Genomic DNA, 13,154 nt, shown 5'->3' with positions numbered 1-13,154 from the left:
CATGTCGGTGACGCCATTGGCGGCCAGGGTCTCGACAAAGGCTTCCGACGGGGTCATCTCCTGCGGGCCGGTGGTGGTGGCGCCAGCTTGGGTGCCTGCGGCGAGGGTTTCGGGAAGATGTTCGCTCATGGTGTGGTGTCTCCGGTCTTCGATCAAAACGGAACCAAATGTTCCGAAAAGTGTTCGTGGATCGAAATGTAGGATGAGACTAAGCGATGGTCAATAAGAAAATCCGATAAACGGAATGCTGTGTACCTAAAAACGGTAGTAAATACCCTTTAAAGTGACGTAAATTCAACCTGCGCGCCCATGTGGACCCACAGTTGGTCCCCGCTGGCTCTAACCCGGCGGCGGGCCGCTTTCTACCATACGGTTACACCTTGCCCAGCGCTGCTTGCCAAAGCGCCTGGTGCACGCCGCGACGACTCGCCAAAGCGCAGAGCGCCGCTAAGAAAGGAGAGGACGCAAAGACGTCCCAACCAGACGGAGACACTGGCATGCCTCATGCTTATCACCTCTTCCTCCTCGAGCAGGCACCGCCCTGGTGCCGGGCTTTCCCTGCCGGCGGTCTTCGCCACAGCACACCACACCGTTCATCTTGAGGAGGTTCATCATGCGTTGGTTCAAGCAGCTTGCAGCAAGCGTGGTACTGGCGGCCGTCGTCGCCCCGGGCGCCTACGCGCAGACCAAGGAAGTTGTCATCGCCTACCAGGATATGGTGGTGCCATGGCGCTATGCGCAGGACATGAAGGAAGTCGAGAAGCAGACCGGCTACAAGGTCTCGTTCCGCCAGTTCGGCGGCGGTGGCGACGTGATCCGCGCCATGGCGTCGGGCCAGATCGCCATCGGCGAAGCCGGTACCTCGCCGATTGCCTCGGCGTTGTCGCAGGGGCTGGACGTGGAGCTGTTCTGGATCCTTGACGATATCAACGCGGCCGAGGCCATGGTGGCGCGCAACGGCAGCAATATCAACAGCGTGGCAGACCTCAAAGGCAAGCGGGTGGGCGTGCCTTTTGTCTCCACCACGCACTACCACACGCTGGTGGCGCTGGAGCAGGCCAAGATCAATCCCAAGGACGTCAAGATCATGAACATGCGGCCGCCCGAAGTGGCCGCGGCCTGGGAGCGCGGCGACATCGACGCCACCTTTATCTGGGACCCGGTGCTGGCCAAGCTCAAGCAAACGGGCAAGGTCCTGGTGACCTCCGGCAAGATCGCCGCCGAGACCGGCAAGGCCACCTTCGACGGCATGATCGCCAACAAGAAGTTCGCGCGGGAGAACCCCGAGTTCATGGTCAAGTTCGTCAAGATCCTGGCCGCCGCGGATGACAAGTATCGCCAGGACAAGGCGGCGTGGACCCCGGAGTCGCCGATGGTGAAGGCGGTGGCCAAGGTCTCGGGCGCCAAGCCCGAGGCGGTGCCGGCCAGCATGGCGCTGTACGGTTTCCCCACGCTGGAGGAGCAAGCCTCGCCCCGCTGGCTGGGCGGCGGCGCGGCCAAGGCGCTGCAATCGGCGGCGCAATTCCTGAAGGAGCAGGGCACGATCCAGACCGTGTTGCCGGACTACGGCTCGGGTGTGAATGCGGAGTGGGTGAAGCGCGCCCTCGCCACCAGGACGCCGGCCTGATTTGCCAGTGCCGCGCGGCGGGCGACGCTGGCCGCGCGGCCTTGAATCCTCTTTTCAGGAAGTTTGCAGCTATGGCCAAACTCGAAATCGACAACCTGAGCGTTAACTACGGCGGCCGCGGTGGCGCCGATACGCTGGCCCTGTCGCAAGTCAATCTCACCATGGAGCGCGGCGATTTCGTGGTCGCGCTCGGTGCTTCCGGGTGCGGCAAGACGACCTTGCTCTCGTGCATCGCCGGTTTCATGCAACCCTCGGAAGGCGAGATCCGCCTCGATGGCAAATCCGTGCACGGCCCGGGTGCCGAGCGCGGCGTCGTGTTCCAAAAGCATGCATTGATGCCCTGGCTCAATGTGCTGGACAACGTGGCGCTGGGCCTGAGGCTGCGCGGCGTGCCGCGCGCCGAGCGCCTGCGCATCGCCCAGGAAAAGCTGGCGCTGGTCGGCCTGGAGAAAGTGGCGGCCAAGCCGGTCTACCAGCTCTCTGGCGGCATGCAGCAGCGCGTTGGCATTGCCCGTACGCTTGCCAACGATCCGGCGGTGATGCTGATGGATGAGCCGCTCGGCGCGCTCGACGCGCTCACGCGCGAGACGATCCAGGCGCTGATCCTCAAGCTGTGGGCGGCGGAGCAGAAGATCGTGTTCTTCATCACCCACAGCGTGGAGGAAGCGCTGTTCCTGGCAACGCGGCTGATCGTGATGACGCCCTCGCCGGGCCGCATCGCGCATACCTATGAGCTCCCCTTCGCCCGACGCTTCATTGCCTGCGGCAACGCCCGCGAGGTCAAGGCCGATCCGGAGTTCATCCGGTACCGCGAAGAAATCGTCAACCTGATCCATGCCACGCCCTGAGGAGTCCGACATGTCTGCTTCTGCTCAAAGACTCGAGCCCGCGCCGGGCACCGCCGCCGTGGCCGCCAAGCCGCCCGCGCGCCGCATGAAGGCCGTCTCCGGCTACCGCTTGCCGGGCGAAGGTTCCAGTTCACGCATCTCCACCATCACCGTGGTGTCGCTGCTGGCGCTATGGTGGATCGCCAGCCACCTGCGTTGGCTGCCGCCGCTGTTCCTGCCCACGCCGGAAGCCATCATCAACGCGTTTATCGATGCCTGGAACGGCAATGTGCAAGGCGGCCTGCCGCTGACCGAGCACTTTCGCGCCAGCATGGTGCGCGTGTTTGGCGCCTTTGCGCTGGCCACCGTCACGGCGGTGCCGATCGGCGTGATGATGGGTGTGTCGCGCATTGCGCGCGGCGTCTTTGATCCGCCGATCGAGTTCTATCGCCCGCTGCCGCCGCTGGCCTACCTGCCGCTGATCGTGATCTGGTTCGGCATCGATGAAACGTCCAAGATCCTGCTGATCTTCCTGGCTTGCTTCGCGCCGCTGGCGATGTCCGCGCAGGCCGGCGTGCGCTCGGTCACCATCGAGCAGATCAACGCGGCGTATTCGATGGGCGCCAACCGCTGGCAGGTGATCCGCCATGTCGTGATCCCCGCCGCGCTGCCGGACATCCTGACCGGCATGCGGATTGCCATCGGCTTTGGCTGGACCACGCTGGTTGCGGCGGAGATGGTGGCTGCCACCTCGGGCCTGGGGCAGATGGTGCTCAACGCGTCGAACTTCCTGCGCACGGATGTGGTGATCATGGGCATCGGGCTGATTGGCCTGATTGCCTATACCTTTGACCTTCTGATGCGCAAGACGGAGAAGTGGCTGGTGCCCTGGAAGGGGAGGATGTAAAGCCTGTGGCCGGCCGGGCGGCGGCACGCGCCGCCCGGCTCCTGCCGCTTTAGCCGTGCCCGCAACCCGATCGGCCGGTCACGCGGCCAGCTGGAACGCGCGCTCTGCGATACCAGCGACACCGGGGCGAATAGCGAATACCCCGCCGGCCAGTGGCTGCTCGGCTTGCACCGACGCATCAGCCGGGCGAATCGACGTGACGAACAAGGTCTTCATGTCGGCGCCGCCAAAGGCGCACATCGCCGGCTTTTTCACGGGAAGCGCGATGCTGCGGTCCAGGCGCCCCTCTGGCGTAAAGCGGTGCACGACCCCTGCGTCATTCCCGCAGATCCAGTAGCAGCCATCGACGTCTACCGCAGCGCCGTCCGGGCGCCCCGGATATTGCCGCATGTCGATCCACAGGCGCCGCCGGTTGGCCACGCCGTGCGCGACATCGTAGTCGAACGCCCAGATCGCCTGCGCATCAGGATGCGAGTCCGACAGGTACATCGTCCGTCCGTCGGGCGACCATGCCATCCCGTTGGGAACGATCAGTCCCTCGATCTGCTGCTGCAGGCCACGCGCGTCGAAGCGATACACCGAGCCAATCGATTGCGCCGGATGCATGTCGAGGTGCATGGTGCCCGCCCAGAACCGGCCTTGCCGATCACACCGGCCGTCGTTGAATCGCATGGATGGGGCAGGGTGAGCGACGCTGGCGAGCCTGCGGCTGGCCATGCTGCCATCGGGCTGTGGCTGCAGGTGGAACAGGCCGCTCTGCATGCCGGCGACAAAGCCACCGGCGCTTGCGGGGGCGATGCACCCCGCCATTTCGGGCAACTGCCAGGTACGGATTGCCGCGTTAGCGGCGCGCCATTCGAACAGCGTCCGGGCGGGGATGTCCGACCAGTACAGGCATTGCGTCTGCGTATCCCAGAACGGGCTTTCGCCGACCGCATTGCGGACGTCGGCAATCAGGTCGATGGGTGAGTCAGTGATCATGATCTATCGGCTTGAACATCATGGCCGGAGCGGCTTCTTGATTTTAGTATGCGCCTCAGGCTGCTCTTTGTGTTACGTTGTCATACAACATATTATAAGGAGATCCGAGAGTCAGTGCGAGAGATTTTCGGTTGCCTTGGATTTGACAGAGTGTTAACCCTGGATGTCTGATTTCTCACTTGTTTTGAAGTCACCTAGGTCATAGGATGACGTATGAGTTTAGCGCCGAAACAGGTCAGCGAAACCGCACCTTCCAGATAGGACCCACCGTATGAAAGCCAACATCCTGCAGCTGAACCCGATCCTCATCCCTGCCATCAACGACAAGCTGGATTCGCTCTACACCATGCACCGCTTGTTCGAGCAAACCGACAAGGATGCCTATCTGCGCGAGCACGGGCCCACGATCCGCGCGGTCATCACCGGCGGCCACACCGGCATTACCAAGGCGATGATGGCGCAACTGCCCGCGCTTGCGGTGGTGGCGGTCAACGGTGTCGGCACCGACGCGGTCGACCTCGAATATGCCCGCGCGCGCGGCCTGCCGGTGACCGGGACGTTCGGGGCGCTGACCGAGGACGTCGCGGATCTCGCCGTGGGCCTGTTGATCGCCACGTGCCGTGGCATCTGCCCGGGCGACCGGTTTATCCGCGCCGGCGACTGGGTCCGCCATCCGCAGCCAAGCGCTATCCCGCTGGCCCGCCGCGTCAGCGGCATGCGCGTGGGCATCGTCGGCATGGGCCGCGTGGGCCGGGCCATCGCGGCGCGCATGACGGCGTTCGGTTGCCCCGTCGCCTACACCGACCTCAAGGCGATGGATGACGTTCCCCACACTTTCGTGCCCGACCTCGTGGCACTGGCCCGCCAGAGCGATGCGCTGATTCTTGCCGCCGCCGCGGACAAGGCGGAGGGCATCGTCAATGCCGAGGTGCTCGACGCGCTTGGCAAGGATGGCTACCTGATCAACATCGCGCGCGGCCGGCTGGTCAAGGAAGACGACCTGGTCGCGGCGCTGACATCCGGGCGCATCGCCGGCGCCGGGCTGGATGTCTTCGTCGATGAGCCGAACGTGCCGCAAGCCCTGTTCGCGCTGGACAACGTCACGCTGCAGGCGCACCGCGCCAGCGCCACGCACCAGACGCGGGCCGCCATGGGGGAGATGGTCCTGGCAAGCATTGCCCAGGCGCTGGCCGGGCAACGGCCCGAGTTCAGCCTCACGACCTGAGCGCTGGCAGCCCCGTTACTTCGCCCGGAAGTTGAGAATCAGAATGAGAGGAGACAAGATGCAGATCCAATATCTGGCAGCAATGGCCGTGAGCGTGACCGTGCTGGCGTCCGGCATGGCCGGCGCGCAGTCCTATCCGGCCAAGCCGGTCACCATCGTGATCGGTTCCAGCCCCGGCAGCACCACGGATGGCCTGGCCCGCGCAATGGGTGCCCAGATCACCAAAGAGACGGGCCAGCCGGTCATCGTCGACAGCCGCCCGGGCGCATTCGGCGGCATCGCGGCGCAGCTTGTCGCGCGCTCGGCGCCCGATGGCTACACCCTGTTCATGACCACCAACACCACGCAGGCGGCCAATCCGCACCTGGTGAAGAACCTGCCCTACAACCCCATCAAGGACTTTGCGCCGATCGGCCAGGTGGTCCAGGGCTACATGGTGATGGTGGTGAACCCCAACGTGAAGGCCGCGAACGTGCCCGAGTTCATCGCCCTGGCCAAGAAGGAGCCGGGCAAGCTGACCTTCGGCTCCGGCTCATCATCGGCGCGGGTCGCCACCGAGCAATTCCAGCACATGACCGGGACGAAACTCACGTACGTTCCCTACAAGGCCAATCCGGCCGCCGTGATCGACCTTGTGGCCGGACAGACCGACGTGATGATCGTCGACCTGACCACCAGCCTGCCGCAGGTCAAGGCCGGCAAGCTGCGCGCGCTCGGCGTCAGCAGCCCGCAGCGCTCGCCGCTGCTGCCCAACGTGCCGACCATCGCGGAGCAAGGCGTGAAGGGCTATGAGTCCGGTTACTGGAACGGGCTGTACGCCCCGGCAGGCACGCCGGCGCCGATCATCAACCGGCTCAATGCGCTGATGCGCAATGCCATGGCGACCGAATCCATCCGCCATTTCGTGACGGAGAATGGCATGGAGGTCAAGGTGTCGTCGCCGGAGGAGCTGGCTAAATTCCAGCTTGCCGAGCTCGCTCGCTGGGGCGCGATCATCAAGACGGCAGGCATCCAGCCTGAATAGCGGCGACGCGCAGGGGCTGGATGCAAAACGGGCGCTCAGAACGTAGCGGCCAGCTCCCTCGCCGTTTCCTGCAGGCGCGGCACGAACTCCAGCGAGCGTGACAATGGCGAGCGTGCCGTAGGCGCATGCACCGCCAGCGCCGCCACCACCTGCCCGCGCTCGTCGCGCACCGGCACGGCCACGCAGGAGATCCCCGCCACGAACTCTTCGTTGTCCACGCCAAGCTGCTTGTGCGCGCTGCGGTCCAGCTCGGCTTCAAGCAATTCCACATTGGTGACCGTGTTGGGCGTAAAGCGCTCCAGCGGCAGCTGCCGCACCAGGGCGGCGCGCTGCTCGCGCGGCAGCAGCGATAGCAGCAGCTTGCCGCTGGCCGAGCAGTGCAGCGGCACGCGCGAGCCCGGCTTCAGGTCCAGCCGCAGCGGCCAAGGCGCTTCCATGCGGTCCAGGTACAGCACCGAGGTTTCGTGCAGCATGGTCAGGTTGACCGTTTCGCCGATGTCCGCCACCAGCCGCGCCAGGATGGCATGGCGCAACTGCCGCGTACCCGAATGCGTGACGATGGCCACGCCAAGGCGCGACAGGCGCGGCCCCACGGCATAGGCATTGCGCGCGCCCGGCTCGCGGATCACCAGGCCGCCGGCCTCCAGCGCGCCAAGCATGCGGTGCAGTGAAGCCTTGGGCGCTTCGAAACCCTGCATGATTTCCGCCAGCGACAAGGGGCGGTCGGCCGCAACCAGGAATTCGAGCAGGGCGAAGGCGCGCAGCGTGGGGGTGTCGCGGTCCGCCGCTGCCGTGTCGCCAGCCATGCTCGTGACCGGCGCCGCGGCGTCAGGTTCTTCCAGGCGCAGGGGCGCCTTCGCGCGCACGGGTTTTGCGGGCTTGTTCTTGGGGGCCTCGGAAGGCGCTTTTTTGGGTGCCGCTACTGTTGCCGATTTCAATTCGGACTCCGTTCCGGAAAACGAGACGATTTGATTGTACTTCCGGAGCGGTATTCGCCACTAGCGGCGTATCAGGGCGTAATCCAGTTTTGCCCCGGTGGCTTGCACTTAAGGTCAAAGGCAACGGCAGTTTCACCACCCCTGCGGGGTGGCGACCTACTTTCTTGTCTTGCCAAGAAAGTAGGCAAAGAAGGCGCGCCGGATGGGGCGACTACCCCCTCGGGCTTCGACGAAAAGAGCGGCCGGGACCCAAACTCGCATCGCCTTAAGGCGATACTCAGACATGGGTCCCTCTTTTCCGCTCTTTTCGCCGAATCCCGAGGCGCCCCATACGGCCTAGGTGAACCTTGACGGCTCGCTTCGCATCGCGCTTGGGTGTTTCCCGCCCCTTCGGGCGGGAAACACGGCTACCACAGTTGGTTGATCTTGCGGCTGGTTGGCTCCCCTCTCCCACTTGTGGGAGAGGGGCCGGGGGAGAGGGCGGGCGTTCGCCGGGGCGATGGCTCCGCAAGTGCTTCAGGCCGCCCTGGCCAGCGGTGCTTTCATCTCGATGCCCATTTCCGCGAGCGTCTCGCCGATTGCCCCCACCACATTGCGCATCTCATTGGCGTCGATTGCGCCAATGCAGCCCACGCGGAAGGTTTCCACCTGCGTCAGCTTGCCGGGATAGAGGATGTAGCCACGCTCGCGCACCTTGGCGTAGAAGGTCTTGAAGTCGTAGCGGGCGTCGTCCGGCGCGTGGAAGGTGACGATGATGGGGGCCTGCACCTCGGGCGAGAGGAAGGGGCGGAAACCCAGTTCGGCCATGCCGCCCACCAGCGTCTGGTAGTTGGCGCGATAGCGTGCGCCGCGCACCGGCTGGCCGCCTTCTTCCAGGAACTGGTCGAGCGCGGCGCGGAAGGCGGCTACCACGTGCGTGGGCGGGGTGAAGCGCCACTGGGTGGTCTTCTGCATGTAGGTGTACTGGTCGTACAGGTCCAGCGCCAGCGAATGGCTGTTGCCCTGGCTGGCTTCCAGCACGCTCTTGTTCACCAGCACGAAGCCCATGCCCGGCACGCCTTCGATGCACTTGCCGGTGGCGGCCACCAGCGCGTCGAACGGCATGGTGCGCGCATCGATCTCCAGCGCACCGAAGGAGCTCATGGCATCGACGATCAGGCCCTTGCCAAGGCGCGCGCACAGTGCGGCGATCTCGGGCAGGGGGTTGAGCACGCCGGCGCCGGTTTCGCAGTGCACCTGCGCCACGTGGGTGATCGACGGATCGCGCAGCAGCGCGGCTTCGATCAGCGCGGCGGTGGCGGGCTGGTCTTCGGGGATCGGCAGTTCCACGCTGGCTCGTCCCAGCACCTTGCAGATCTTGAGGATGCGCTGGCAATAGGCGCCGTTCTGCGGCACCAGCACCTTGCCGTCGCGTGGCACCACGTTGGCGATGGCGGCTTCCACCGAGAAGGTGCCGCTGCCCTGCATGGGCACGCAGACGTGCGTATCCTGCCCGCGCACGATGGCGATCAGGTCGTCGCACAGGCTGCGCGTGATGGCGTTGAAGCTGCTGTCCCACGATCCCCAGTCGCGCAGCATGGCTTGCTTGGTGGCGAGCGAGGTGGTGAGGGGGCCGGGGGTCAGCAGGATGGGGTCGTTGCCGCGGATCATGGCGTGCTCCTGGATTGGGATCAGGGGAGTGGTTGACGATTTCCACGGATGCCAGCTTGGGGTGGGCTCCTTGTGGCATTTTAAGTGGTATTGTGTGTCAATTTGGTGAATTTGTTGCGATGATTTGTGGCATGTCGCGCCACCACCGCATCGCCTTATATAGACGATAAGTATTTGTTTTATAACACTTATAAGACGTGATGCTGGTTTCTTCCGGGATGTTCGCGTCATTCCGCTCTCCTCGCCGTCGCCTAGTTTGTTGACAATATACAAACTGCTTGCTTTAATGACAACCAGGAATTTTGATGGTCCCGAATCAGGAGTCTTCATGTCACGGCCAGCCGCTCAGTCGAGCGATATCGCGATCCTGCAGAGCCAGTCGCTGACCACCTTGGTGCAGCGCGAGCTTGAAATGCGCATCGTGTCCGGCGGCCTGCTGCCCGGCGCCAGGCTCAATGAAATCGAACTCGCGGGCGAGTTCAATGTGTCGCGCGGTCCGCTGCGCGAAGCCTTCCGGGCGCTGGAGCAGGCCGGCCTGCTGCGCACCGAGAAAAACCGCGGCGTGTTCGTGCGCGCCATCTCCCTGGAAGAAGCCGACGAGATCTATGCGCTGCGCGCGGTGCTGGATGAGTACGTAGGCCGGCTGCTCGCCGCCAACATCACGGCGCAGGGCGTGCGCGAGCTGCGCGCGCTGATCGAGGCCATGGGCGCGGCCAGCACCGCGCGCGACCTCGACGAATACACCCGTCTTAACCTCACCCTGCATGACCGCATGGTGGAACTCGCCGGCAACCGCAAGCTGGTGGAAACCTACCGGCGCCTGGTCAAGGAACTCACCTTGTTCCGGCGCGAGGCGCTTTGCGCCGACAGCAACGCCATCCCCACCTCTACCCGCGAGCACCGCGAGATCGTGTCGGCCATCGCCGCGCGCGATGTCGAGCTGGCGGGCAGGCTGATGCGCGAGCACGTGGAACGCGGCCGCACCCGCATGCATGCCGCCGTGGCGCCAGTGGATGGCGGCGCGGCGACCGATCAGCCCTGAAGCCCTTCCTTTCCCGCACAGGAATCCCGACATGTCGAACCCGAATCCTTCCAGCGTCGCCGCCCCGAGCATCACGGTCAATCAGCGCACCTACCAATGGATGAAACAGCCCGTGGTGGTGGTCTGCGTGGACGGATGTGAATTCGATTACCTGGAAGCCGCCGCCGCCAGCGGCCGCGCGCCGTACCTGAAACGGCTGCTGGCCGAGGGCGCGAGCTTTCGCGGGGCGTGCGTGGTGCCCACCTTCACCAACCCGAACAACTTGTCCATCGTGTGCGGCGCGCCGCCGGCGGTGCACGGCATCTGCGGCAACTACTTCTTCGATCGCAGCGTCAACGGTGGCCGCGGCGAGGAAGTGATGATGAACGACCCCAAGTACCTGCGCGCCGGCACCATCCTGGCCGCCTTTGCCGATGCTGGCGCCAGCGTGGCGGTGGTGACCGCCAAGGACAAGCTGCGCCGGCTGCTCGGCCATGGCATGCGCGGCATCTGCTTCTCCTCGGAGAAGGCCGACCAGGCCACGCTGGAGGACAACGGCATCGACAACGTGCTGGACCTTGTCGGCATGCCGGTGCCGAGCGTGTACAGCGCCGAGCTGTCCGAGTTTGTCTTTGCCGCCGGCGTGCGGCTGATGGAAACCCGCCGGCCGGACCTGATGTACCTGTCCACCACTGACTACATCCAGCACAAGTTCGCCCCCGGCTCGGACGGCGCCAATGCGTTCTACGCCATGATGGACAAGTACCTGGCGCAGCTCGACGCGCTCGGCTGCGTGCTGGCGCTGACCGCCGACCACGGCATGAACGCCAAGCACGACGACGCCACCAAGGCCCCCAACGTGATCTACCTGCAGGACCAGTTCGACAACTGGCTCGGCCGTGGCGTGGAAGCCGGCGGCGCGCGCGTGATCCTGCCGATCACCGATCCCTATGTGGTGCACCACGGCGCGCTTGGCTCCTATGCCACCGTCTACCTGCCGGAAGATGTCGACCGCGTCGCGCTCAAGGGCAAGCTGGCGGCCCTGCCGGGTATCGAAAGCGTGCTCGACAACGCCGAAGCCTGCGCGCGATTCGAGCTGCCGCCGGACCGCGTGGGTGACCTGGTGATCGTCAGCGATAAGCACGTGGTGTTGGGCACCAGCCAGAGCCGCCACGACCTGTCGGGGCTGGACGCACCGCTGCGCTCCCACGGCGGCGTGTCGGAGCAGACCGTGCCGCTGGTGTTCAACCGCGCCACGGCGGGCATTCCCGGCAAGGCGCAGCTGCGCAACTTCGACATCTTCGACGTTGCGCTCAATCACCTGCACTGAGCGCTGCCCGATACGTATCCGTCCCGAACTCTTGACGCGAGAACCGACATGAACGCCCCCAAGTTTTCCACCGGCCAGGTCAGCCCGCATTTCCGCGCCGAAGCGCTGCGCATCGATGGCAAGAAGGTCATGCGCGAGCGCGTGATCGAAGTGTGCAACCCGTACGACGGCTCGCTGGTCGGGACCGTGCCGATGGCCAGCGTGGAAGACGTGCGCCAAGCGTTTGCCGTGGCGCGCGCCTACCGCTCCACGCTGACCCGCTTCGAGCGCGCCGCCATCCTCAACCGCGCCGCCGCGCTGCTGCGCGAGCGCGTGGAGGAGGCGTCCGACCTGATCACGCTGGAGTCCGGGCTATGCAAGAAGGATTCGCTGTATGAGATCGGCCGCGTGGCCGATGTGCTTGGCTTTGCCGCCAATGAAACCCTGCGCGATGACGGCCAGCTGTTCTCGTGCGACCTGACCCCGCACGGCAAGAAGCGCCGCGTGATGACCCAGCGCTCGCCGTTCCTTGGCGTGATCTGCGCCATCACGCCGTTCAACCATCCGATGAACCAGGTCGCGCACAAGGTGGCGCCGTCCATCGCCACCAATAACCGCATGGTGCTCAAGCCCTCGGAGAAGGTGCCGCTGTCCGCCTACTACCTGGCCGATATCCTCTATGAAGCCGGATTGCCGCCGCAGATGCTGCAGGTGGTCACGGGCGATCCGCGCGAGATCGCCGACGAACTGATCACCCACCCCTCGGTGGATCTGGTCACCTTCACCGGTGGCGTCGGCATCGGCAAGTACATCGCCAACAAGGCCGGCTACAAGCGCGTGGTGCTGGAGTTGGGCGGCAACGATCCGCTGATCGTGATGGACGATGCCGACCTGGAGCGCGCCACCGACCTGGCGGTGCAGGGCTCGTACAAGAACTCCGGGCAACGGTGCACGGCCGTCAAGCGCATGCTGGTGCACCAGGCCGTGGCGGACCGCTTCACCGAGCTGGTGGTGGAAAAGACCCGGGCATGGAAATACGGCGATCCCATGGACCGCACCGTGGACATGGGCACCGTGATCGACGCCGAAGCCGCCGCGCTGTTCGAGTCCCGCGTGAAAGAAGCCGTTGCGCAGGGCGCCCGCCTGGTGCTCGGCAACCACCGCGACGGCGCGCGCTACTCGCCCACCGTGATCGATCGCGTGGATCCCGCCATGACGGTGGTGCGGGAGGAAACCTTCGGCCCGGTCTCGCCCATCATTACCTTCCGCGATATCGATGACGCCATCCGGATATCCAACGGCACCGCGTTTGGATTGTCCTCGGGTGTATGCACTAACCGGATGGACGACTTTGCGCGCTTTGCCGATGAGTTGCAGGTGGGAACGGTCAACCTGTGGGAAGTACCGGGCTATCGTATCGAGCTGACGCCGTTTGGCGGGATCAAGGATTCGGGGCTTGGGTATAAGGAAGGGGTGCAGGAGGCGATCAAGAGTTTTACTAATCTGAAGTCGATTACGATGCCATGGGGATAGGGATAGGGATAGGGATAGGGATAGGGATAGGGATAGGGATAGGGATAGGGATAGGGATAGGGATAGGGATAGGGATAGGGATAGGGATAGGGATAGGGATAGGGATAGGGAT

Annotated in this window: 11 protein-coding genes; 8 read left to right on the top strand and 3 right to left on the bottom strand. The window is 64.7% G+C overall.

Going from position 1 to position 13,154, the window contains the following annotated elements:
- Window positions 1-613: 613 nt before the first annotated feature.
- From tauA to AC1RQK_RS39995, 3 genes are all read left to right on the top strand, one after another.
- Entirely contained in the window at window positions 614-1,627 is a 1,014-nt protein-coding gene (gene tauA / locus AC1RQK_RS40005; protein WP_150986971.1) for a taurine ABC transporter substrate-binding protein, read from the top strand.
- 71 nt (window positions 1,628-1,698) lie between these two features.
- A complete protein-coding gene (locus AC1RQK_RS40000) occupies window positions 1,699-2,475 on the top strand; it encodes a taurine ABC transporter ATP-binding protein (protein WP_150986972.1) in 777 nt (258 codons plus the stop codon).
- A gap of 10 nt (window positions 2,476-2,485) precedes the next feature.
- Window positions 2,486-3,361, top strand: coding sequence for an ABC transporter permease subunit (locus tag AC1RQK_RS39995; RefSeq protein WP_150986973.1), 876 nt, complete (start codon window positions 2,486-2,488; stop codon window positions 3,359-3,361).
- A gap of 78 nt (window positions 3,362-3,439) precedes the next feature.
- Here AC1RQK_RS39995 and AC1RQK_RS39990 read toward each other — a convergent pair whose 3' ends face one another.
- The gene (locus tag AC1RQK_RS39990; RefSeq protein ID WP_492815133.1) at window positions 3,440-4,342 is read right to left on the bottom strand and encodes an SMP-30/gluconolactonase/LRE family protein; all 903 of its coding nucleotides are present in this window, start codon (window positions 4,340-4,342) and stop codon (window positions 3,440-3,442) included.
- A gap of 271 nt (window positions 4,343-4,613) precedes the next feature.
- On the opposite strand from AC1RQK_RS39990, the gene AC1RQK_RS39985 reads away from it, so the two are divergent.
- Together AC1RQK_RS39985 and AC1RQK_RS39980 are read left to right on the top strand one after the other, a co-directional pair.
- Entirely contained in the window at window positions 4,614-5,567 is a 954-nt protein-coding gene (locus tag AC1RQK_RS39985) for a 2-hydroxyacid dehydrogenase (protein ID WP_492815131.1), read from the top strand.
- A 58-nt stretch (window positions 5,568-5,625) separates the two neighbouring features.
- Window positions 5,626-6,591: a Bug family tripartite tricarboxylate transporter substrate binding protein gene (locus tag AC1RQK_RS39980; protein ID WP_492376743.1), complete on the top strand. Its 966-nt coding sequence runs from the start codon at window positions 5,626-5,628 to the stop codon at window positions 6,589-6,591.
- Window positions 6,592-6,626: 35 nt separating this feature from the next.
- Here AC1RQK_RS39980 and AC1RQK_RS39975 read toward each other — a convergent pair whose 3' ends face one another.
- A complete protein-coding gene (locus AC1RQK_RS39975) occupies window positions 6,627-7,397 on the bottom strand; it encodes an IclR family transcriptional regulator (protein WP_492815136.1) in 771 nt (256 codons plus the stop codon).
- Between the two features lie 648 nt (window positions 7,398-8,045).
- Window positions 8,046-9,179, bottom strand: a complete 1,134-nt coding sequence (locus AC1RQK_RS39970; RefSeq protein ID WP_492376799.1) for a 2-aminoethylphosphonate--pyruvate transaminase — start codon at window positions 9,177-9,179, stop codon at window positions 8,046-8,048.
- Window positions 9,180-9,507: 328 nt separating this feature from the next.
- Here AC1RQK_RS39970 and AC1RQK_RS39965 point away from each other — a divergent pair, with 328 nt between their 5' ends.
- From AC1RQK_RS39965 to phnY, 3 genes are read left to right on the top strand one after another with little or no spacing between them, the layout of a single operon-like run.
- The gene (locus AC1RQK_RS39965; RefSeq protein ID WP_492815128.1) at window positions 9,508-10,221 is read left to right on the top strand and encodes a phosphonate utilization associated transcriptional regulator; all 714 of its coding nucleotides are present in this window, start codon (window positions 9,508-9,510) and stop codon (window positions 10,219-10,221) included.
- A 31-nt stretch (window positions 10,222-10,252) separates the two neighbouring features.
- Window positions 10,253-11,530 (top strand): phosphonoacetate hydrolase, encoded by a 1,278-nt coding sequence (gene phnA / locus AC1RQK_RS39960; RefSeq protein WP_492815126.1) that lies wholly within the window; start codon window positions 10,253-10,255, stop codon window positions 11,528-11,530.
- Between the two features lie 48 nt (window positions 11,531-11,578).
- A complete protein-coding gene (gene phnY, locus AC1RQK_RS39955) occupies window positions 11,579-13,042 on the top strand; it encodes a phosphonoacetaldehyde dehydrogenase (protein ID WP_492815124.1) in 1,464 nt (487 codons plus the stop codon).
- Window positions 13,043-13,154 lie beyond the last annotated feature (112 nt).

This window comes from Cupriavidus sp. GW822-FHT02D05 (assembly GCF_058802485.1).
The sequence above is the reverse complement of the archived record's forward strand: the minus strand, read 5'-3'. Positions and strand labels throughout refer to the sequence as shown.